A 21,304-nucleotide genomic window follows, 5' to 3' on the forward strand; every position below is an offset into this window, starting at 1 on the left:
CAGCGCCTAGCGTGGGCCCATGGATCTGAAACTGAAGCAGTGCTTCATCGCCGTCGACGACCATGACAAGGCGGTCGCCTTCTACTGCGACGTCCTGGGCCTGGAAGTGCGCAACGACGTGTCCTGGGAGGGGATGCGCTGGCTGACGCTGGGGTCCCCGCTCCAGCCGGACGTGGAGGTCGTCCTGGAGCCGCCGGGCGCGAACCCGGACGCCTCCCCCGCCGACCGGCAGGCGATGGCCGAACTGCTCGCCAAGGGCATGCTGCGCGGGGTCATCTTCACCACCACCGACTGCGACGCGCTGTACGAGCGGGTCCGCGAGGCCGGCGGGGATGTCCTGCAGGAGCCGACGGACCAGCCGTACGGGGTGCGCGACTGCGCCTTCCGCGACCCGGCCGGCAACATGCTGCGGTTCCTCCAGCGTCCCGCCGGCTGACGTCCTTCCTCCCTCAGCTCCAGGGCTCCACCTCGACGACGGCCTCGACCGGCACCGGGCCGTAGACGTGCGGGAACTCCTCGCCGCCCGGCTCCATGGACTCGTACCTCACGGGCACGCCGAGCCGGGCGGGATCCACGACCAGCACGACCAGTTCGTCCGGCCCGTCGTAGTCGCCGTACAGGAAGGCGGCGATGCGCGGGAGCTGCTCGCGGCCGGAGAAGTGGATGAATCCCTCCTCCCGGAGCGTGCGGCCACGGGTCGAGACCTCGTACGTGCCGCGTTCTCGGGCCGCGTCCCACAGGGAACGCTCGGTAAGGTGGACGATGTGCGGGAGCTTCGGCATACGGTCACGCTACGGCGTGGCGGGGCGGCCGGCGCCTGAATTCCTCGCGACGGTCGTCCCGGGCCGGGAGCCCTCGCCGTCCCCGGGGCCGGTGGCAGCGGTGGCCGCGTCATCGGGTGGGGTGCGGGACGGGCAGTCCGGGGCGTGGCACGGGCCGGGGCCCCACACCGGCACCCAGGCGCCCAGCGTCTTGTGCCGCCGGACGACCGTGTCGACGGGCCGCCCGCAGACCGGACAGACATGCTCCTCGCCGCCCATGTCCTCAGGGTAGGCCGCGACCGGGCGCCACGCCTCCGGCATCCGCCTCGGCACCGGGTACCGGGCACCGGACGGGCCCCGCGCACTGTGGGGATGCGCGGGGCCCGTCCGGCCGGAGTCCGCCGGCGGCAGACTCAGCTGGTGCGGCGGGTCACGAACTCGGCCAGTCCCAGCAGGCCGTCCGCCGCTTCCGGGTCCGGCACCGCGCGTGCCAGTTCCTGCATGGCGTGGGCCATTCGGTCGGCCGCCTCGGTCTGCGCCCAGTCCCGGCCACCGGCCCGTTCCACCGCCACGGCGGTGCGGGCGATCTCCCCGTTGTCCGCGTCGCCCTCCGCGTACGGCTTGGCGTACAACTCGGCGAGTTCGTCCGCCGCCGGGGTTCCTGAGGTCAGCGCGGCCACCACCGGCAGGGACTTCTTGCGGGCGGCCAGGTCCGCGCCGGCCGGTTTCCCGGTGCGCCCGGGGTCGCCCCATATCCCGATGACGTCGTCGATCAACTGGAAGGCGAGCCCGGCCTGGCGCCCGAAGCCGTCGAGCGCAGCGACCTCCTCCTGGGACGCGCCCGCGTAGAGCGCGCCGATGGCGCAGGCGCAGCCCAGCAGCGCACCCGTCTTCGCCTCGGCCATCGCGAGCACCTCGTCGAGGGTGACCTCGTCCGGGGCGCGCCGCTCCATTGCCGTGTCGGTGTGCTGTCCGGCGCACAGTTCGACGACGCAGGCCGCGAGGCGGGCGGCCGCCGCGGGCGCCGCCGGGTGCGTGTCCTCGGCGAGCAGCCGCAGGGCCAGTGCCTGGAGGGCGTCCCCGGCGAGGATGGCGTCGGCGTCGCCGAACACCGTCCAGGCCGTGGGCCGGTGGCGGCGGGAGGTGTCCCGGTCCATCACGTCATCGTGCAACAGCGTGAAGTTGTGGACCAGTTCCACCGCAGCAGCGGCCCGGACGGCCGCGGTCCTGGCCGCCGTACCACCGAGTGCGGCAGCCGCGGCGAGGACGAGCGCGGGCCTTATGGCCTTGCCCGCGCTGCCGGCGGCCGGGGTGCCGTCCGCGTGCTGCCAGCCGAAGTGGTAGAGCACGACGGCGCGCATGGAGCCGGGCAACGACTCGATCGCGGCGCGGAGTTCCGGGTCGACGACGGCCCGGGTGCGCTCCAGCAGGATCACCGCTTCCTGCCCGTCGTGCGCGCAGGCACAGCTCGCGCCGACGGTTTTCCCGGCCACGCCCCTGGACACGTGCGGCCCGGGCCGGGGTGTCCCGGGGACACGCTCCTTGGCCTCCGTCATGAACTCGGTCATGGCTCCCCCTCGCGGAGTCCGCGGACGGCTGTGTTCCCGCACCGGCTGGACGCGTACCCCCGAGGGTCTACCCGCCCCGGCCGGTGCGGACACGGCCGCGAAGTGCGGAAACGTCACCTCCACCGGCCGATCTCGACGTTCTCCAGCACTCCCAGCGCGTCGGGGACCAGTACGGCCGCCGAGTAGTACGCCGTCACCAGGTACTTGATGATGGCCTGCTCGTTGATGCCCATGAAACGGACGGAGAGGCTGGGTTCGATCTCGTCGGGGAGGCCGGACTGCCGCAGGCCGATGACGCCCTGGTCGGCCTCGCCGGTACGCATGGCGATGATCGACGTCGTCCGGGCCTCGCTGACGGGGATCTTGCTGCACGGGTAGATCGGCACACCACGCCAGGTGGGAATGCGGTTGCCGCCGATCTCGATGGTCTCCGGGACCAGTCCGCGCTTGTTCAGCTCGCGCCCGAAAGCGGCGATCGCCCGCGGGTGGGCGAGGAACAGCTTGGTGCCCCGTCGGCGGCTGAGCAGCTCGTCCATGTCGTCCGGGCTGGGCACGCCGTCGTGCGGCTGGAGCCGCTGGTCGTACTCGCAGTTGTGGAGCAGGCCGAACTGGCGGTTGTTGACCAGCTCGTGCTCCTGGCGCTCCTTCAGTGCCTCGACGGTGAGCCGCAACTGCTGCTCGGTCTGGTTCATCGGCTGGTTGTACAGGTCGGCCACGCGGGAGTGGATGCGCAGCACCGTCTGGGCGATGCTCAGTTCGTACTCGCGGGGCCGGGCCTCGTAGTCGACGAAGGTGTGCGGGATGTCCGGCTCGCCGTTGTGGCCGGCGGACAGCTCGACGGCCTTCTCGCCGTACTTGTTGGTGCGCTGATCGGGGATCGAACGCAGGTGCTGCACGTGTTCGCGCAGCGAGTCCGAGCGTTCGGCGACCTGCTCGAAGTCCTGGCGGCTGAGGATCAGCATGGTGCACGCGGTGTCCGCGCGTGCGGTGTACTCCCAGATGGCGTCCGGGTCGAGGAGCGCCTGCTCGCCGAAGTAGGCGCCGTCGGCGAGGACGCCGAGGACGGAGTCGTCGCCGTACGGGCCCGTGCCGATCTTCTCCACCCTGCCGTGGGCGAGCAGGTACACCTCGTCCGCCTGGCTGCCGAAGGACGCGATGACCTCACCGGCCGCGACGTCGCGCTGGCGGCAGCGGCGGGACAGCTCGGTCAGTACCTCGTCGTCCTCGTACGCGCGGAGGGCCGGCAGCTCGCCGAGTTCGGCCGGGATGACCTCGACCTGGTCCCCCGTCTTCACGAAGGTGATGCGGCCGTCCCCGACGGCGAACGTCAGCCGCCGGTTCACGCGGTACGTGCCGCCCTGTACATCCACCCACGGCAGTGTGCGCAGCAGCCAGCGGGAGCTGATCTCCTGCATCTGCGGCACGGACTTGGTGGTGGTGGCCAGGTTCCGCGCGGCCGCCGTGCCGAGGGACTGCTGCGGCTTGCCCTGCTCCGTGCGGACCTCTTCGCCTACCGACATAAAGAAATGCCCTCCCATGTATGCCCGGTGCCGAATCGCACGGGCCACCGGTCTCGTGGTCGAGCCTTCCATCACGGAGCGCGGTCGCGCCATTACCCGAAAGAGCGGGAATGGATCATCGCACGACTGGGCAGAAAGAGGGATCTTGTCCGGCGCCGCCCTCGATGCCCCTCAAGCCCGGCACTTGTCCGGATCGGCTCGCACAGTGTGCGAACGATGTCGTCCCGGACGTCCGGTTTCGGTAGAAGCAGGCAGGACGAAAGGGCCGCGTCCGGCGGCCATCCGGCACGGTGCGAAGGAGGCGGTCATGGCCCCACCCATGTCCGCGAGCGGATTTCTGGACGCACTCCGCGGGGAGGGCGTCACGGTCGTCGAGGTCGGCGACTGGCGGCAGCACAACCGCAACCACAAGGGTCCCTGGGGGCCGGTCCACGGGGTGATGATCCACCACACCGCGACGCGGGGCGCCGCCGGCACGGTCGAGGTCTGCCGGGACGGCCGTGCGGGGCTGCCGGGTCCGCTGTGCCACGGCGTGATCACCAAGGACGGCCGGGTCCACCTGGTCGGCTACGGCCGCGCCAACCACGCGGGGCTCGGCGACGACGACGTGCTGCGCGCGGTGATCGCCGAGAAGGGGCTGCCGCCGGACAACGAGGCGAACACCGACGGCAACCGGCACTTCTACGGCTTCGAGTGCGAGAACCTCGGCGACGGTGAGGATCCGTGGCCGCATGCGCAACTGGACGCGATCGAGCGGGTCGCGGCGGCCCTCTGCCGGCACCACGGCTGGACGGAGCGATCGGTGATCGGCCACCGGGAATGGCAGCCGGGCAAGATCGACCCACGCGGCTTCACGATGACCTGGCTACGGGAGCGGGTCAGGGAGCGACTGAAGGACTGAGGGCGCGGCCCAGGGGCTGAGTACGGCTTACGCGCTGCGCGGGGCCGACGGGCTGAATGCGACTGCCTGGTGGAGCGCGACTGGCGGACTGCGTGCGGCCGGCGGGCCGGGTGCGGCTGACGGGCTGGGCGCGACGGGCGGACCGACTGCGGCTGACGGGCGAGCGCGGGCGGCGGGCGAGCGCGACCGGCGGGTGAGCGCGGCTCACGGATTGAGCGCGGCTATCGAGCGCGACGGGCGGACCGAGTCGAGCCCACGGACGGTGTGCGACTGACGGACTGAGCGCGGGCGGCGGGGTGGGTGCGGGCGAGAATGGTGGGGTGACCAGTGTCGAGCCGTTCGCCCCGTGCCTTCCCTCGCCGTTGCAGGAGGTCGGGGACGATCGTTTCGGCCGGCACGGGCTGCGGCTGCTGCTGAAGCGGGACGATCTGATCCACCCGGAGCTGATCGGCAACAAGTGGCGCAAGCTGGTGCCGAACATCGAGGCGGCGCGGGGCCGGGCGCTGGTGACCTTCGGCGGGGCCTACTCCAACCATCTGCGGGCCACCGCTGCGGCGGGACGGCTGCTCGGCGTGCCGACCACCGGGGTGGTCCGCGGGCAGGAACTGGCCGGCCGCCCCCTCAACCCGTCCCTGAGCCGGTGCGCGGCCGACGGTATGCGCCTGCACTTCGTCGAGAGGTCGGTGTACCGGCGCAAGACCGAGCCGGAGACGCTGTCCGCGATCCTGCGCGCGGCCGGCGCCGAGGGGGCATACGTCGTGCCGGAGGGCGGCAGCAACGCCGAGGCGGTGCGCGGCTGCCGGGCCCTCGGCGAGGAGCTGCGCGGGCACGCCGACGTCGTCGCGGTGGCGTGCGGCACCGGCGGCACCCTTGCCGGGCTCGCGGCCGGGCTGGCCCCGGACCAGCGCGCGCTCGGCATGGCGGTCCTCAAGGGCGGCTTCCTCACGGCCGAGATACAGGCCCTGCAGGAGCGCGCGTTCGGCGCCCGCAGCGGCACGTGGACCGTCGACGACCGGTTCCACTTCGGTGGTTACGCCCGTACGACCCCTGCGCTCGACGCCTTCGCCGCGGACTTCGGGCAACGGCACGGCCTGCCCGTCGAACGTCTCTATGTCGCCAAGTTGCTCCATGGACTTGTCGTCCTCGCCGAGGAGGGCGCCTTCGCGCGCGGGACGACGATCGCCGCGGTCGTGACGGGGCGGCCGTTCCCGTAGACACCTGTGGAGAGCCCTAACCGGCCTCACGGTAGGCGGCCGCCTCCTCCAGGTCGAGTCTGCGGAGCAGCGCGCGGAGCATCTCGTCGTCGATGTAGCGGTGGTCGCGGAGCCGGACGAACACCTCGCGTTCGGCGCTGATCATCTCGCTGGACAGCCGTCGGTAGGTGTCGTCGACGGATTCGCCGGTGACCGGGTTGACCTGGCCGAGCCGCTCCCAGACGGCGTTGCGGCGGCGCTCCAGGACCGAGCGCAGGCGGTCGGCGAGCGGCGGGGGCAGGGCGTTGCGTTCGTCGGCGAGGAGGTCGTCCAGGTGGCTCTCGGCGGCGCGCGAGGCCTGTGCCTGGGCGTTGGCCTCGGCGAGCGTCTCGGACTGCCGGTCACGTCCGGGGAACTTCAGCAGGCGGATCAGCGGGGGCAGGGTCACGCCCTGCACGACCAGCGTGCCGATGACGGTGGTGAAGGTCAGGAACAGGATCAGGTTGCGCTGCGGGAAGGGGTGGCCGCCGTGCACGGTGAGCGGGATGGAGAAGGCGATGGCGAGGGAGACGACGCCGCGCATGCCGGCCCAGCCGGTGACCATCGCGCCCCGCCAGGTGGGGTTCTCCTCGCGTTCCCGGATGCCGGCCGACAGCAGGCGGGGGACGAAGGCCGCGGGGTAGACCCAGGCGAACCGGGCCACGACCACCACCAGGAAGACCGCCACCGCGTACCAGGCGGCGTCGAGACCCTCGTACGCCCCGAGGCCCTTGAGGACGACGGGTAGTTGCAGGCCGATCAGCGCGAAGACAGCCGACTCCAGGATGAAGGCGACCATCTTCCACACCGCGTCCTCCTGAAGGCGGGTGGCGAAATCGACCTCCCACGCGCGGTGACCGAGATAGAGGGCGACGACCACCACGGCGAGCACCCCGGAGGCGTGCACCTGTTCGGCGACGCCGTAGGCGACGAACGGGATCAGCAGGGACAGCGTGTTCTGCAGGAGCGGCTCCTTCAGGTGGGTGCGCAGCCAGTGCAGGGGCGCCATCAGGACCAGGCCGACGCCGACGCCGCCGACCGCCGCGAGCAGGAACTCGCCGATGCCGCCCGCCCAGGTCGCGCCCTCGCCGACGGCCGCGGCGAGGGCCACCTTGTAGGCGGTGATCGCGGTGGCGTCGTTCAGCAGGGACTCGCCCTGCAGGATGGTGGTGATCCGGGACGGCAGTCCGACCCGGCGCGCGACGGCGGTGGCGGCGACGGCGTCCGGCGGCGCGACCACGGCGCCGAGCACCAGCGCGGCGGTCAACGGCAGCCCGGGAACAATCAGATAGGCGGCCCAGCCGACGGCGAAGGTCGCGAAGAGCACGTACCCGACGGACAGCAGCGCCACGGGTCTCAGCTGGGCGCGCAGGTCGAGGTAGGAACTGTCGACGGCCGAGGTGTACAGCAGCGGAGGCAGCAGCAGCGGCAGGACGATGTCCGGGTCGAGCGTGTAGTCGGGCACCCCCGGCACGTACGACACCACCAGGCCCACCGCGACCAGCAGCAGGGGGGCCGGCGCCGGGGTGCGCCGGGCCGCCGCCGCCACCGCCGCACTGCCCGCCACCAGCAACAGCAGCGGCATCACGTCCATGATCTTCGCCCGCCCTCTTTCTCCGCGCGGCCACCCGCACACCCGTCGTAATCTGGCAATCATGAAACAGTGCACGCATGCCGACGCGCTGCCGCACCCCGAACCCCGTCCGCTCGGCGAGACCTGTCCGGAGTGCCTCGCGCGCGGGACGCATCCGGTTCAGCTGCGGCTCTGCCTGACCTGTGGCCACGTCGGCTGCTGCGATTCCTCGCCGGGCAGACACGCGACGGAACACCATGAACAGTCCGGGCATCCGGTGATGCGGACCTTCGAGCCGGGCGAGGACTGGCGCTGGTGCTTCGTCGACCACGTTCTCGTCTGAGGGATCCTTGCATGACGGATCTTGTATGACGGATCGGGTTCTCCTGTGACCGGCCGCGTTCTCGTGTGACACTGCATGTGACCGCTGACGTCGACGGTTCGAGCGTGTGACGCATGGGTACGTCAACCCGGCGCGCGCACTTCCCATTTGGGCCCGCAGACCCTCTAGACACGGAGCGTATACAGAGGTTTACTGTGAGTGACGCCAGGGGGTTGGGGCCCCGGGGACAGGAACGTTCCGAGCGCGATAGCGTCACCGCGGAACCACCGACGCGTTACCCCGGGGGGCGACCCTCGGCCCCGTAAAGCTTGTACCACCATGGAGGTGAGGGTGTCCCAGATCGCAGGCGAGCCCGCGACCCAGGACTTCGTGGAAGTCCGGCTGCCGGCCGCGGGTGCCTACCTGTCGGTGCTGCGGACGGCCACGGCCGGCCTCGCGGCCCGTTTGGACTTCACCCTGGACGAGATCGAGGATCTGCGCATCGCCGTGGACGAGGCGTGCGCGATCCTGCTCCAGCAGGCCGTGCAGGGCTCCGTGCTCAGCTGTGTCTTCCGGCTGGTCGACGACTCGCTGGAGGTCACGGTGTCGGCGCCCACCACCGACGGACACGCGCCCTCGCGGGACACCTTCGCGTGGACCGTGCTCTCGGCCCTCGCGGGCAAGGTCTCGTCCGCCGTCGACGAGGACAAGACCGTGTCGATCAGCCTCTACAAACAGCGCGGCGCGGGACCCGGGCCGGCGTGAGGGACGGGGACGGGCCGGTGCAGGACGAAGAGCGCGGCACACGGGAGCTACCGACGCAGGGCGCGGGCCCTGCGGCCGGTTCCCGACGCATGGCGGACGGCATCGACGGCATTCCCGAGCAGGCCAGGCCACACCCGGAGGACGACTCCGGGCCGGCCGGCCGGGACGGTGCCGTGCAGAGCGCGCCCCCTCAAGCGCAGCGCGGAACCGGATCCGCCGCCCGCGCGGGGGCGAGGGCTCGTGAAAGGGCGACGGGCGGAGCGATGAGCGAGCACGAGCGAGACGCCGGGGACGACGCGCTGCGCGCCGAGGCCGTGCGGGCCGCACCGCACGATCCGCACGACCGCAGCGGTGCGCGGGCGATGTTCGTCGAGCTGCGCAAGCTCAACGCGGGCAGCCCGGAGTACGCGGAGCTGCGCAACCAGCTCGTCCGCATGCACCTGCCGCTCGTGGAGCACCTGGCGCGCCGCTTCCGCAACCGCGGCGAGCCGCTGGACGACCTCACCCAGGTCGCCACCATCGGCCTGATCAAGTCCGTTGACCGCTTCGACCCGGAGCGCGGCGTGGAGTTCTCCACGTACGCCACCCCGACCGTCGTCGGCGAGATCAAGCGGCACTTCCGCGACAAGGGCTGGGCGGTGCGCGTCCCGCGCCGCCTGCAGGAGCTGCGTCTCGCGCTGACGACGGCCACGGCGGAGCTGTCCCAACTGCACGGGCGCTCCCCCACGGTCCATGAGCTGGCCGAGAAGCTGGCCATCTCCGAGGAGGAGGTCCTGGAGGGCCTGGAGTCCGCCAACGCGTACTCCACGCTGTCGCTGGACGTCCCCGACACCGACGACGAGTCCCCGGCGGTGGCCGATACCCTCGGCGCCGAGGACGAGGCGCTGGAGGGCGTGGAGTACCGGGAGTCCCTCAAGCCGCTGCTGGAGGATCTGCCGCCGCGCGAGAAGCGGATCCTGTTGCTGCGCTTCTTCGGGAACATGACCCAGTCGCAGATCGCGCAGGAGGTCGGCATCTCCCAGATGCACGTGTCCCGGCTGCTGGCCCGCACGCTGGCGCAGCTGCGGGAGAAGCTGCTCGTCGAGGAGTAGGGGGTAGGCCCCTATTCGGTGCGGCCCGGTCCCTTGATGCCGAGGGCCTGGGCCGTCGTGGGGCTCACCAGCAGGACCAGGGCGGCGACGGACATGGCCGCGATGACGATGCCGGCCGGGATGGCGAGGCTGTCGGCCTGGAGCAGGTAGTAGGCGCAGAACAGGCCCATGATCTGCGTGATGACCGCCGGGCCGCGGCTCCAGCCGCGGCGGCGCAGCAAACCGCGGGCGGCGAGCAGCGGGAGCAGGGCGAGGAGGCCGAGGGTGATGCCCAGGGCGACGGCCTGCTGCCGGCTGTCGGGGGAGCCGGTGAGGGCCTCGACGCACACCCACACGCCCGCGGCGAGCAGCGCGATGCCCTCCAGGGCGGCGAGGGCGGCGGCGTACGTCAGCCGACGGGGGCGGGGCTCCTCGGTGGCGGCTGCTTCGGCGGGCGCGGTGGTGGGGTTCTGCTCACGGCTCACCCTTGCAGGGTATCCGCGCCGCCCCGAGGTACGACGACTGCACCCACCGGCGCCGCCAAGCCGCCCAGCACCGCAGCGGGCCGGGGGGTACACCAGCCCGCGCTTGCGGGGTGCCGCTGCGCCCACCCGTGACGCCCTGGGGGTCCCCCAGGCCCTTAGGCACTGGGGGAGGCACGCATGCCCGCAGCTACGGCGGGCTGGGACGTGCCCCGTCAGGGGCGAGGGGAACTGCGCGGCCGGCCACGGCGGGCCCGCAGGCGAAGACGGCGCGAGCGGGGCAGCCCCGTAAAGGGCGCGGGGAACTGCGCGGCCGGCCACGGCGCACCCGCAGGCGGGAACCGGCCCTGGGCTCACTCGGTCCGGCTCGCGCAGTCGGTCTCTTACCGGATCCCTACCTCGGGCTGGGCCCGGTACTTCCCAGTAGGTACGCTGCCCTCCATGCGTGCACTTCTCGTGGTCAACCCGGCGGCAACCACCACCAGTGCCCGCAGGCGCGATGTGCTGATCCACGCCCTGGCCAGCGAGATGAAGCTCGAGGTGGTCACCACCGAGTACCGGGGCCACGCCCGCGACCTCGGGCAGCAGGCCGCGGAGAGCGACGACATCCGCATGGTTGTGGCCCTCGGCGGCGACGGCACCGTCAACGAGGTCGTGAACGGACTCCTGCACGCCGGCCCCGACCCCGAGCGGCTGCCGGGCCTCGCCGTGGTGCCCGGCGGTTCCACCAATGTTTTCGCCCGTGCCCTGGGCCTGCCCAACGAGCCCGTGGAGGCCACCGGCGCCCTGCTGGACGCGCTGCGCGAGGGCCGTGAGCGGGTCGTCGGCCTCGGCCTGGCCTCCGGCACGCCCGGCAGCGAGGACGAGACGGTCCCGGCCCGCTGGTTCACCTTCAACGCCGGCCTCGGCTTCGACGCGGGTGTGGTCGGCCGGGTCGAGCAGCAGCGGGAGCGCGGGAAGAAGTCGACGCACGCGTTGTACGTCCGTCAGGTCGTCCGGCAGTTCCTCGGCGAGCCGAACCGCCGCCACGGGAACATCACACTGGAGCGGCCGGGCGCGGACCCGGTCACCGACCTGGTTGTCGCCATAGTCTCGAACACGTCCCCTTGGACGTATCTCGGCAATCGCCCGATGTACACGTCACCTAAGGCCTCGTTCGACACGGGCATCGACGTGCTCGGTCTCAGCCGCCTCTCGACCGCCTCGGTTGCCCGGTATGGGACGCAGTTGCTCACTTCGTCCCCCGAGCGCGGCCCCCACGGCAGGCACGCATTGTCACTGCACGACCTGGACCGGTTCACCTTGCATTCGAAGGCGCCCCTGCCGCTCCAGATGGACGGCGACCACCTGGGACTGCGTACGAGCGTGACGTTCACAGGTGTACGCCGTGCACTGCGTGTGATTGTGTGAGCGGAACGCGCCAAACTCCTTTCACTCGAACGTTTAGGCCAGGATCCACCCCATGGAAGTACGGCTGTGACCTAGTCGACACCGAGGAATCAAAAAAAACTTTCCGGAAGGGGTTGTATCCGCCGCCGAGGTTTGCGAGTCTCTACATGGCGATCGGGACGGCCCGCAACACCGGCCTCCACTGATCACCAGAACCCCTCTTCAAACCCAGGACCAACGCCGGGGAGACTCGACGGTCGGCCCTTCACTTGTTGAGGGATTCGTGAAAGCGTTCACATTCACAAGCAACTTGCATGTAATACCAAGGAGAGGTAGCAGCCATGGACTGGCGTCACAACGCCGTTTGCCGCGAGGAAGACCCCGAGCTCTTCTTCCCCATCGGCAACACCGGTCCTGCGCTGCTGCAGATCGAGGAAGCCAAGGCCGTCTGCCGTCGCTGCCCTGTTGTTGAGCAGTGTCTGCAGTGGGCGCTCGAGTCCGGTCAGGACTCCGGCGTCTGGGGTGGTCTCAGCGAGGACGAGCGCCGCGCGATGAAGCGCCGCGCCGCTCGCAACCGGGCTCGTCAGGCCTCCGCCTGACACTCCCACCCTGCTTGACAGCCTGAGCTTGGCGGCGCGTGCAGCGAGCACGCATCTCCCGCCCCCGAGCCGCAGCGCGCAGTACCCCCGATGCGCATAGCTTCGAGCTTCAGCCCCGGATCACCCAGTGATCCGGGGCTCAATGCTGTCTCGGGCTCCCTGCGCACCCGTGCGTCAATGCTGTTCGGCGCCGGTCCGTTCGCCCTGCTTCTGCGCCCGGACGGGAAGGTCGAGGATCACCCGCGTCCCCCGCTCCGGCGCCGGGACCATGTCGAACGCGCCGCCCAACTCCCCCTCCACCAGCGTCCGTACGATCTGCAGGCCGAGGTTGCCCGAGCGGTGCGGGTCGAAGCCCTCGGGCAGGCCGACCCCGTCGTCCTGGACGGTGACCAGGAGGCGCGGTTCCTTGCTGGTGCCACCGCGCAGCGCGGAGACCTCGACCGTGCCGGTGTCGCCCTCCCGGAAACCGTGCTCCAGGGCGTTCTGCAGGACCTCGGTGAGGACCATCGACAGCGGGGTGGCGACCTCGGCGTCCAGGATCCCGAACCGCCCGCTGCGCCGGCCGGCCACCTTGCCCGGTGAGATCTCGGCGACCATCGCGAGCACCCGGTCGGCGATGTCGTCGAACTCCACGCGCTCGTCGAGGTTCTGCGAGAGCGTCTCGTGCACGATCGCGATCGAGCCGACCCGCCGTACGGCCTCCTCCAGGGCCTCCCGGCCACGGTCGGAGCCGATGCGCCGGGCCTGGAGGCGGAGCAGGGCGGCGACGGTCTGGAGATTGTTCTTCACCCGGTGGTGGATCTCCCGGATGGTCGCGTCCTTGGTGATCAACTCGCGCTCGCGGCGGCGCAGTTCGGTGACGTCCCGGAGCAGCACCAGCGAACCGATGCGGGTGCCCTTGGGCTTGAGCGGGATCGCCCGGAACTGGATCACCCCCTCGGTGGCCTCGATCTCGAACTCGCGCGGCGCCCATCCGCTGGCCACCTTGGCGAGCGCCTCGTCCACCGGACCCCGGGTCGGGGCGAGTTCGGCCGTCGTCTGGCCCAGCGGCTGGCCGACGAGGTCGGAGGCGAGGCCGAGGCGGTGGTAGGCGGACAGGGCGTTCGGCGAGGCGTACTGGACGAGGCCGTCCGCGTCGAGCCGGATCAGCCCGTCGCCGACGCGCGGCGAGGCGTCCATGTCGACCTGCTGGTCGGGGAACGGGAAGGAGCCGGCCGCGATCATCTGGGCGAGGTCGGAAGCGCTCTGCAGATACGTCAGTTCGAGGCGGCTCGGGGTACGGACGGTGAGCAGGTTGGTGTTGCGCGCGATGACACCGAGGACGCGGCCCTCACGCCGTACGGGGATGGACTCGACCCGTACGGGGACCTCCTCGCGCCACTCCGGGTCGCCCTCGCGCACGATCCGGCCCTCGTCGAGCGCCGCGTCCAGCATGGGCCTGCGGCCGCGCGGGACGAGGTGGCCGACCATGTCGTCCTGGTACGAGGTCGGGCCCGTGTTGGGGCGCATCTGGGCGACCGAGACGTACCGCGTGCCGTCGCGGGTGGGCACCCACAGGACGAGGTCGGCGAAGGAGAGGTCGGAGAGCAGCTGCCACTCCGAGACCAGCAGGTGGAGCCACTCCAGGTCGGAGTCGTCCAGGGCCGTGTGCTCGCGTACGAGGTCGTTCATGGAGGGCACGTGTGCGAGCGTACCCGGCGGGACGCGAGGGGCCGAAAAACACCCGCGGGCCGCGGCGCCTGGGAGGGACCCTCAACCCACCCGGCACCGCAGCCCGGAGCATCATCGGCCGTGGGGTGTGCGGTCCCGGTCGGCCGAGGTCGAGGAGCCGGGGCAGTCAGGGCAGAGAGCGCCGGTTCCTCGGTCCGTCCTCCTGTGCGGGGAGGGCGGAGGCTTTTGTATCGCTCCAGAACATTGTGGACTAGACCACGAACGCCTGTCCATGCACCGGAGCGGGTGCGCCGCCAATGGCTTGATGGCACGTGATGCCACGCAGCCTAGCCCGCGCGGGTGCCCCGCGGGGACAGATGGTCATGGCAATTTCGCCTGGCTTCCCGGCACGGGCCTGGGAGGCTGAATTCTGTTAGATTGGTCTAAACCACATAGCGACTTCAGAACGGCAGGCCCAGCGTGGAAGTTGTCATCGTTCCGGACGCCGCGGCGGGCGGCGAGCTGATCGCCGAGGCCATGGCCCAGCTGCTGCGGCGCAAGCCCGACGCCCTGCTCGGCGTGGCCACCGGCTCGACCCCGCTGCCCGTCTACCAGGCACTGAGCGCCAAGGTGCGCGCCTGTGCCGTGGACACCTCACGGGCGCGGATAGCCCAGCTCGACGAGTACGTGGGGCTGCCGTCCGAGCACCCCGAGTCCTACCGCTCGGTGCTGCGCCGGGAGGTGCTGGAGCCGCTCGGGATCCCGATGGAGGCGTTCATCGGGCCGGACGGCACGGCGGAGGACGTCCAGGCCGCGTGCGTGTCGTACGACCGGGCGCTGGCCGCGGCCGGCGGGGTGGACCTGCAGCTGCTCGGGATCGGTACGGACGGGCACATCGGGTTCAACGAGCCGTGCTCGTCAATTGCGTCCCGGACGCGGATCAAGACGCTGACCGAGCAGACGCTGATCGACAACGCGCGGTTCTTCGACGGGCGGATCGACCAGGTGCCGCACCACGTGATCACGCAGGGCATCGGGACGATTCTGGAGGCGCGGCATCTGGTGCTGCTCGCGACGGGCGAGGGGAAGGCCGACGCCGTCGCCGCGAGTGTGGAGGGGCCGGTGGCCGCGGTGTGCCCGGCGTCGGCGTTGCAGTTGCATCCGCATGCGACGGTTGTCGTCGACGAGGGGGCGGCTTCCAAGCTGAAGCTTGCGGATTACTTCCGGCACACTTATGTGAACAAGCCTGAGTGGCAGGGGATTTAGCGGATCCGTCTGCCGGGTTCGGTTGACTTCGGGGCGCGGGTTGACTGTGGCTTGTCGCGCAGTTCCCCGCGCCCCTTCGGGCGCTCAGGCGCCCGTCAGTACCTCTGCCGCTGCCTGGCCGCAGACGCGAGAAGCTCCGTGGGTGGCCACGTGGAGGGTGCCTCGGGGTGGGGACTGGGGGACGCCCATTTCTACGACGATCGTGTCGGGGCGCGCCTTGAGGAGGGTGTCGAGGGCCGTGCTCATCCAGGGGTGGCGGTGTTCGTCGCGGACCACGGCGACCACGCGGCGGGAGCCGGCCGCGGTGAGGGCGGCGTGGCCCGCGTCGTCGCCGGTGAAGCTGCCCGTCACGGTGCCCGGCAGCAGCCGGGCGAGTTCGGCGGCCACGCCCCAGGGCGTCTCGTCGCCGACGGCGATGTTGGCGACGGGGGTGAACGCGGCGACGTAGGGCGCCTCGGTGAGCGGGCCGAAGGGCAGCTCACCGGCGGTCACCCGGACCGCCCGGCGGGCGGCGCGCAGCCCCACCTCGGGGTCTGGCCCGGTCCGCGTGGTGGCGGCGCCGGAGGTCCAGGCGGCCAGCTCGCGGACCCGGCGGGCGGCGTCGGCGAGCCGTTCCTCGGGCAGCTCGCCGGAGCGTACGGCCGCGACCAGGGCGTCGCGCAGGCGCCGTACCGTCTCGTCGTCGGCGAGGCCGCCGCCCACGCAGATCGCGTCGGCGCCCGCGGCGATCGCGAGGACGCTGCCGTGCTCGATGCCGTAGGTGTCGGCGATCGCCTTCATCTCCATGCCGTCGGTGACGATCAGGCCGCCGTAGCCCAGCTCGCCGCGCAGCAGGTCGGTGAGGACGGGCCGCGACAACGTTGCCGGACGGTCCGGGTCCAGGGCCGGGACCAGGATGTGGGCGCTCATCACGGCGCGGGTGCCGGCGGCGATGGCGGCGCGGAAGGGCGCCAGGTCACGGGCGGCGAGGACGGCCGTGTCGACGTCGATGCGGGGCAGCGCGTGGTGGGAGTCGACCGCGGTGTCGCCGTGCCCGGGGAAGTGCTTGGTGCACGCGGCGACGCCGGCCGACTGCAGGCCGGTGACATAGGCGGCGGTGTGCCGGGCGACCAGGCCGGTGTCGGCGCCGAAGGAGCGGACGCCGATGACCGGGTTGGCGGGGTTGGAGTTGACGTCGGCGGAGGGGGCCCAGTTGAGGTTGACGCCGCAGGCGGCCAGGCGGCGGCCGAGCTCGCGGGCCACCTGGCGGGTCAGCTCGACGTCGTCGACGGTGCCGAGGGCGTGGTTGCCGGGGAACGAGGAGCCGGTGCGCACCTCCAGGCGGGTGACGTCACCGCCCTCCTCGTCGATGGCGACCAGCACGTCGTCGCGTTCGGCGCGCAGTTGGGCGGTGAGGGCCGCGACCTGGGCGGGTGTGGCGATGTTGCGGCCGAACAGTCCGACGGAGGCGAGGCCCTCGCCGAGGCGGCGCAGCAGCCAGTCGGGGGCGGTGGTTCCGGTGAAGCCGGGCTGCAGCACGGTGAGCGCGTCCCGGGTGAGTGTGTCGGTGCCGCTGGCGAATGTCGTCATCGGGTGGCGTTATCCCTTCACGGCGCCCGCGGTCAGGCCCGCGGCCATCTTGCGCTGGACGAGGAGGAACAGAACGACGATCGGCACGGCCATCATCGTGGCTCCGGCCATCATCGGGGCGTATTCGGTGCCGTGCTTGGTGCTGAAGTTGCTGAGCCACACGGTCGCGGTCTGGTGTTCCTGGCTGAGCAGCATCAGGGCGTAGAGGTACTCGTTCCAGGCCTGGATGAAGGCGTAGACGGAGGTGGCGACCATGCCGGGGGCCAGCAGGGGGAAGACGACGCGAATGAAGGCGCCGGTGCGGGAGCAGCCGTCGACCATCGCGGCCTCCTCCAGCTCCTTGGGGATGTTGACGATGAAGCCGCGCAGCGTCCACACGGTGAACGGCAGGACGAACGTCAGGTAGGTGATGATCAGACCGGACAGCTTGTCGTACTGGTCGAGGTCGTTCAGCAGCAGGAAGACCGGGATGATCATGGCGACCAGCGGGACCATCTGCACCGCGAGGATGCCGACGATCACGACCTTGCGGCCGCGGAAGGCGAACCGGGAGATGGCGAGCGCGGCGAGCATGCCGACGACGATGCCGACCACCACGACGGACAGGGACACGATCAGGCTGCGGCCGACCGGGCCCCAGAAGTCGGCTATGTCCAGCGCGCGGCGGAAGTTGTCCAGGGTGATCCCGGTGGGGAACAGGCTCGGGTCCGGGTCGATGGCGTCCTTGGCCGGCTTGAACGCCGTGTTGAGCATCCAGTAGACGGGGAAGCCGACGGTCAGGAACACCAGCAGGCCGAGGATGTTCCAGCCGAGCCGGGACTTGCGGCGGGGTGCGGCAGCGAGGCTCATTCGACCTCTCCGATCTTCAGCATCTGGCGCATGTACACGGCGACCACGCCGAGCAGCAGCAGGACGGTGATCAGGGCGATCGCCGAGCCCTGCGCGTAGTCGTTGAGCACGAAGGCGCGGTCGTAGGAGTAGGTCGCCAGGATCTGGAAGTCGGCCTCCGGGTGGCCGCCGCGCATGACGAAGACCTGGGGGAAGACGCCCATGTCCCAGATGACCGACAGGGTCGTGAGCATCACGATGATCGGCTTGAGGATGGGCAGGGTGACGTGCCGGAAGACGCCCCAGGCGGTCGCGCCGTCGAGCCGGGCGGCCTCCTCCAGTTCCTTGGGGACCTGGGTGAGGCCGGCGCTGAGGGTGATGACCACGAAGGGCACGGCGCCCCAGACCACCAGCAGCATGATGACGGCGAGGCCCTGGGGTCCGCTGGCGAACCAGTTGTGGCCGATCATGTCGACGCCGGGCAGCTTGCTGAGCAGGGCGTTGAGGATGCCGTAGTCGGCGTCGAAGAGCCACTTGAAGACGGTGGTGGCGACGATGACGGGCATGCCCCAGCTGGCCACCAGGGCGATGTTGATGAGGGTCTTCACCCAGCCGGAGACACGCTGGAGCAGCAGGGCGACCAGCATGCCGAGGACCATCGTGAGGATGACCGAGCCGGCCGCGAAGACGATCGTGCGGACGACGACCTGCCAGAACTCGCTGTCGCCCAGCACGGCGGAGAAGTTGTGGAAGCCGACGGACTCGGCCGGCTGGAAGCCCCACAGCTGGGACTGCCCGAACTTCTGGAAGGACAGGGAGACCAGCCGGACCAGCGGGTAGCCCATGACCACGGCGAGGACCAGCAGACAGGGCGCGAGCAGCAGCCAGGGGGTGGTGGCCCCGCCCGTTCTGCGCGACGTGCGCGGTCCGGCCTGGACGCCTGGTGGCGGTGCGTGCCGCGGCGGCGGCACCTTGGCGGGGGTGGTCGTGTCTGCGGCACTCATCGCGCGCTCCTCAGCGGTCCCTCTGGCGGTACGAAGACCCGGCCGTGCGGGGTGGTCGGGCTCGCACGGCGCACATCCGGCAGGGCCGCGCGACGCCTCGGTCGCACGGCCGTACGGGCGGCAGGGCCCCGCCCCCGGAACCCCCCAAGGCTCTACGAGGCCCTGCCGTCACGTCACTTGGTGTTGATGACCTTGTCGATCGCGGCGTCCGCCGTCTTCGCGGCGGCCTGGACCGACTGCTTGCCGGTGCCGATGTTCTGCAGCATGGTCTGCAGCACCTGGGCCTTCTCTACCTGGCCCCAGCCGGGCGCCATCGGGACGAACCAGTTGGACTCGGCGGCGGTGGCCGGCACGGCGGTCGCCGGGTCGCTCTTCAGCGTCGCGAGGTCGGTCTTGTTGTTGGGCAGGTTGCCCTTGGCGATCAGGCCCTTCTGGCCCTTGGCGCCGGTGAACGCGTTGATCCACTCGGCGGCCACGCCCTGCGCCTTGGACTTCACCGGGATGGCGAGGTCGGAGCCGCCGAGGAAGACCGGCATGTTCTTGCCGGACGGACCGGGCATCACGAAGTTCTCGAGGTCGTCCTTGAGCTTGCCGGTCTTGTCGTTCTTCGGGTCGGCCGCGGTCGCGCCCTCCCACGCGGCACCGAAGATCAGGTCGGACTTGCCCTGGCCGTAGACGATGTAACGGTCGGACTCGTCCTTGGTCTTGTCACCGTGCATGTACTTGTCGATGACGTTCTTGAACTCGGTCAGGCCCTTGATCGACTCGGGCGAGGAGAGGTTGCCCTTCCACTGGCCGCCGTCCTGCTTGGCGATGGAGCCGCCGGCGTCGTAGACGAAGGACATGGCCGCGTACCAGTCACGGGTGGGCTGGTACCAGGCGTTGAACTTGCCGCCCTCCTTCTTCTGCACCTTGTCCAGGTCGGCGGTCAGCTCGGCGTAGGTCTTCGGCGTCGACTTGATCCCGGCCGAGGCGGCGATGTCCTTGCGCCAGGTGGCAACGCGGCCACCGGCGTAGTACGGCACGCCGTAGGTCTTGCCGTCGTACGTCACCGAGGCCTTGAGGCCGTCCAGCCACGCGGAGGAGTTGTCGAACTTGGCCGGGTCGACGGGGGCGAAGGCGCCCTTGACCATGTAGCCGAGCATCTCGGTGTTGCCCATCTCGACCACGTCGGGGGCCTTGTCCGTGGCGAGGACGGCGTCCAGCTTGGTGTTCTTGTCCGGCCAGCCGTAGTACTCGTGCTTGATCTTGATGCCCGGGTGCGCCTTCTGGACGGCGGCGTCGGCGGCCTTCACCAGGTTCGGCCAGTTGTTCTGGGCGTCGACGGTGAGCCAGACGGTCAGCTCCTTGGCGTCCGTCCCCCCGGCCTTGCTGTCGTCCTTGTCACTGCCACACGCCGCGATGGAGACGACCATGCCCGCGATACCGATCGCGGCTATCAGCTTGCGCTTCACGCCACCCTCCTCAGGGATGCCTCAAACCCCCCAGGCTCCCTGCGGTGACCGTTGAAGGTGCGTACCGCCCACGGGGCCGGGACCTGGACCAATGGTGTAGACCAGTAGGGGGAGCTTGGCCCAGACCAATAGGCCTGTCAAGGGTGTTCAACAGGGCTCCGGGCGTCCGTGACGGGACCGAGATATGCAGGAACCTTTCATTGCGCAAGCGACAGATCGGACGGACCAGTTCCGCCGGACAGCGCCCGCCGACCGCACCGTTGGACTAGACCAACCGGGGTCACGACGGTATACAGAGGAGATCACGGAGCGTGCGGGTGGACCCCTGTCACACGAAGCCGTGCCACGATGTGAGCCGTGGCCGATGGGATGCCGTCGCAGTCGGCATCAGGAGCCGGGAAGGCAGAGCATGAGCACCGACGTCAGCAGTGCGGAGAACGAGGCCGGCGGAACCGTCCGTACCGCGCGCGTGCCCAAGTACTACCGCTTGAAGAAGCACCTGCTCGACATGACCCGGACCCAGGCGCCGGGCACGCCGGTCCCGCCGGAGCGCACGCTGGCGGCCGAGTTCGACACCTCCCGCACGACCGTCCGCCAGGCCCTTCAGGAACTGGTCGTCGAGGGCCGGCTGGAGCGGATCCAGGGCAAGGGCACGTTCGTCGCCAAGCCCAAGGTCTCCCAGGCACTGCAACTGACCTCGTACACCGAGGACATGCGCGCCCAGGGGCTGGAGCCGACCTCCCAGCTGCTGGACATCGGCTACATCACCGCCGACGACCGGCTCGCCGGACTGCTCGACATCACGGCCGGCGGGCGGGTGCTGCGCATCGAGCGGCTGCGCATGGCCAACGGCGAGCCCATGGCCATCGAGACCACGCACCTGTCCGCCAAGCGCTTCCCGGCCCTGCGGCGCTCGCTGGTCAAGTACACCTCCCTCTACACCGCCCTCGCCGAGGTCTACGACGTCCACCTCGCCGAGGCCGAGGAGACCATCGAGACCTCCCTGGCCACCCCGCGCGAGGCCGGCCTGCTCGGCACCGACGTCGGCCTGCCCATGCTGATGCTGTCCCGGCACTCGCTGGACCGCGAGGGCAAACCGGTCGAATGGGTGCGGTCGGTGTACCGCGGGGACCGCTACAAGTTCGTGGCCCGGCTCAAGCGGCCGCTGGACTGAAGTCCGGATACGACGTTCCGGGGACGACCCCGATCCGCTGTCAACCGAATCCGGCAGTACGGCAACTCATGAGGGACGGAACCATCCGCCCCGGTCATCGTGAAGCCGCCTGCCGGATTCGCTGTTTCCGCGGGCCTTCCCCGGGGCGGAAACCGTCGCTTACATTGCCTGCGCATT

Annotated in this window: 21 protein-coding genes; 10 read left to right on the top strand and 11 right to left on the bottom strand. The window is 70.7% G+C overall.

The features are described from left to right. Nucleotides 1-19 precede the first annotated feature (19 nt). On the top strand, nucleotides 20-436 hold the full coding sequence (locus tag ABZ854_RS09330) for a VOC family protein (protein WP_361206699.1): 417 nt from the start codon (nucleotides 20-22) through the stop codon (nucleotides 434-436). A 13-nt stretch (nucleotides 437-449) separates the two neighbouring features. Here ABZ854_RS09330 and ABZ854_RS09335 read toward each other — a convergent pair whose 3' ends face one another. The 4 genes from ABZ854_RS09335 to ABZ854_RS09350 all read right to left on the bottom strand — a co-directional run bounded on the left by ABZ854_RS09335 (nucleotide 450) and on the right by ABZ854_RS09350 (nucleotide 3,849). After that, the gene (locus ABZ854_RS09335) at nucleotides 450-782 is read right to left on the bottom strand and encodes a DUF952 domain-containing protein (RefSeq protein WP_361206702.1); all 333 of its coding nucleotides are present in this window, start codon (nucleotides 780-782) and stop codon (nucleotides 450-452) included. Nucleotides 783-791: 9 nt separating this feature from the next. Beyond that, nucleotides 792-1,040 (bottom strand): hypothetical protein, encoded by a 249-nt coding sequence (locus ABZ854_RS09340; RefSeq protein WP_361206705.1) that lies wholly within the window; start codon nucleotides 1,038-1,040, stop codon nucleotides 792-794. A gap of 134 nt (nucleotides 1,041-1,174) precedes the next feature. After that, the gene (locus ABZ854_RS09345; RefSeq protein WP_361206708.1) at nucleotides 1,175-2,329 is read right to left on the bottom strand and encodes a family 2 encapsulin nanocompartment cargo protein polyprenyl transferase; all 1,155 of its coding nucleotides are present in this window, start codon (nucleotides 2,327-2,329) and stop codon (nucleotides 1,175-1,177) included. A gap of 113 nt (nucleotides 2,330-2,442) precedes the next feature. After that, on the bottom strand, nucleotides 2,443-3,849 hold the full coding sequence (locus tag ABZ854_RS09350) for a family 2B encapsulin nanocompartment shell protein (RefSeq protein ID WP_361206712.1): 1,407 nt from the start codon (nucleotides 3,847-3,849) through the stop codon (nucleotides 2,443-2,445). Between the two features lie 307 nt (nucleotides 3,850-4,156). On the opposite strand from ABZ854_RS09350, the gene ABZ854_RS09355 reads away from it, so the two are divergent. Both ABZ854_RS09355 and ABZ854_RS09360 read left to right on the top strand, forming a co-directional pair. After that, nucleotides 4,157-4,750, top strand: coding sequence for an N-acetylmuramoyl-L-alanine amidase (locus ABZ854_RS09355; protein ID WP_361206715.1), 594 nt, complete (start codon nucleotides 4,157-4,159; stop codon nucleotides 4,748-4,750). A gap of 320 nt (nucleotides 4,751-5,070) precedes the next feature. After that, nucleotides 5,071-5,964, top strand: a complete 894-nt coding sequence (locus ABZ854_RS09360; RefSeq protein WP_361206717.1) for a pyridoxal-phosphate dependent enzyme — start codon at nucleotides 5,071-5,073, stop codon at nucleotides 5,962-5,964. Nucleotides 5,965-5,980: 16 nt separating this feature from the next. Here the strand turns inward: ABZ854_RS09360 and ABZ854_RS09365 are convergent, their stop codons facing one another. Then, nucleotides 5,981-7,576: a Na+/H+ antiporter gene (locus ABZ854_RS09365; RefSeq protein ID WP_361206719.1), complete on the bottom strand. Its 1,596-nt coding sequence runs from the start codon at nucleotides 7,574-7,576 to the stop codon at nucleotides 5,981-5,983. A gap of 61 nt (nucleotides 7,577-7,637) precedes the next feature. On the opposite strand from ABZ854_RS09365, the gene ABZ854_RS09370 reads away from it, so the two are divergent. From ABZ854_RS09370 to ABZ854_RS09380, 3 genes are all read left to right on the top strand, one after another. Next, nucleotides 7,638-7,898 (top strand): UBP-type zinc finger domain-containing protein, encoded by a 261-nt coding sequence (locus tag ABZ854_RS09370; protein WP_129306655.1) that lies wholly within the window; start codon nucleotides 7,638-7,640, stop codon nucleotides 7,896-7,898. A 330-nt stretch (nucleotides 7,899-8,228) separates the two neighbouring features. Beyond that, a complete protein-coding gene (locus ABZ854_RS09375) occupies nucleotides 8,229-8,642 on the top strand; it encodes an anti-sigma regulatory factor (RefSeq protein WP_129306657.1) in 414 nt (137 codons plus the stop codon). 17 nt (nucleotides 8,643-8,659) lie between these two features. Then, nucleotides 8,660-9,733: an RNA polymerase sigma factor SigF gene (locus tag ABZ854_RS09380; protein ID WP_361206722.1), complete on the top strand. Its 1,074-nt coding sequence runs from the start codon at nucleotides 8,660-8,662 to the stop codon at nucleotides 9,731-9,733. An 11-nt stretch (nucleotides 9,734-9,744) separates the two neighbouring features. On the opposite strand, the gene ABZ854_RS09385 is transcribed toward ABZ854_RS09380, so the two are convergent. Further along, on the bottom strand, nucleotides 9,745-10,197 hold the full coding sequence (locus tag ABZ854_RS09385) for a hypothetical protein (RefSeq protein WP_361206723.1): 453 nt from the start codon (nucleotides 10,195-10,197) through the stop codon (nucleotides 9,745-9,747). A 438-nt stretch (nucleotides 10,198-10,635) separates the two neighbouring features. On the opposite strand from ABZ854_RS09385, the gene ABZ854_RS09390 reads away from it, so the two are divergent. Continuing rightward, nucleotides 10,636-11,604 (top strand): diacylglycerol kinase family protein, encoded by a 969-nt coding sequence (locus tag ABZ854_RS09390; RefSeq protein ID WP_361206726.1) that lies wholly within the window; start codon nucleotides 10,636-10,638, stop codon nucleotides 11,602-11,604. Between the two features lie 320 nt (nucleotides 11,605-11,924). Next, nucleotides 11,925-12,182 (top strand): WhiB family transcriptional regulator, encoded by a 258-nt coding sequence (locus ABZ854_RS09395; protein ID WP_040248489.1) that lies wholly within the window; start codon nucleotides 11,925-11,927, stop codon nucleotides 12,180-12,182. Between the two features lie 174 nt (nucleotides 12,183-12,356). Here the strand turns inward: ABZ854_RS09395 and ABZ854_RS09400 are convergent, their stop codons facing one another. After that, nucleotides 12,357-13,853, bottom strand: a complete 1,497-nt coding sequence (locus ABZ854_RS09400) for a PAS domain-containing sensor histidine kinase (protein WP_361206840.1) — start codon at nucleotides 13,851-13,853, stop codon at nucleotides 12,357-12,359. 459 nt (nucleotides 13,854-14,312) lie between these two features. On the opposite strand from ABZ854_RS09400, the gene nagB reads away from it, so the two are divergent. Further along, the gene (nagB, locus tag ABZ854_RS09405; RefSeq protein WP_361206729.1) at nucleotides 14,313-15,098 is read left to right on the top strand and encodes a glucosamine-6-phosphate deaminase; all 786 of its coding nucleotides are present in this window, start codon (nucleotides 14,313-14,315) and stop codon (nucleotides 15,096-15,098) included. Between the two features lie 84 nt (nucleotides 15,099-15,182). On the opposite strand, the gene ABZ854_RS09410 is transcribed toward nagB, so the two are convergent. The 4 genes from ABZ854_RS09410 to ABZ854_RS09425 all read right to left on the bottom strand — a co-directional run bounded on the left by ABZ854_RS09410 (nucleotide 15,183) and on the right by ABZ854_RS09425 (nucleotide 19,953). After that, on the bottom strand, nucleotides 15,183-16,667 hold the full coding sequence (locus ABZ854_RS09410) for a glycoside hydrolase family 3 protein (RefSeq protein WP_361206732.1): 1,485 nt from the start codon (nucleotides 16,665-16,667) through the stop codon (nucleotides 15,183-15,185). Between the two features lie 9 nt (nucleotides 16,668-16,676). Further along, nucleotides 16,677-17,516, bottom strand: coding sequence for a carbohydrate ABC transporter permease (locus ABZ854_RS09415; RefSeq protein WP_361206734.1), 840 nt, complete (start codon nucleotides 17,514-17,516; stop codon nucleotides 16,677-16,679). Beyond that, nucleotides 17,513-18,499, bottom strand: coding sequence for a sugar ABC transporter permease (locus tag ABZ854_RS09420; RefSeq protein ID WP_129306668.1), 987 nt, complete (start codon nucleotides 18,497-18,499; stop codon nucleotides 17,513-17,515). The genes ABZ854_RS09415 and ABZ854_RS09420 overlap by 4 nt, the downstream gene beginning before the upstream one ends. Before the next feature lie 173 nt (nucleotides 18,500-18,672). Beyond that, on the bottom strand, nucleotides 18,673-19,953 hold the full coding sequence (locus ABZ854_RS09425; protein ID WP_361206737.1) for an extracellular solute-binding protein: 1,281 nt from the start codon (nucleotides 19,951-19,953) through the stop codon (nucleotides 18,673-18,675). A 409-nt stretch (nucleotides 19,954-20,362) separates the two neighbouring features. Between ABZ854_RS09425 and ABZ854_RS09430 the strand changes: the two genes are divergently transcribed. Continuing rightward, a complete protein-coding gene (locus ABZ854_RS09430; RefSeq protein ID WP_361206740.1) occupies nucleotides 20,363-21,127 on the top strand; it encodes a GntR family transcriptional regulator in 765 nt (254 codons plus the stop codon). The last annotated feature ends 177 nt before the right edge of the window (nucleotides 21,128-21,304 follow it).

Origin of the sequence: Streptomyces sp. NPDC047028, assembly GCF_040644095.1 — a bacterium.
Taxonomy (GTDB): domain Bacteria; phylum Actinomycetota; class Actinomycetes; order Streptomycetales; family Streptomycetaceae; genus Streptomyces.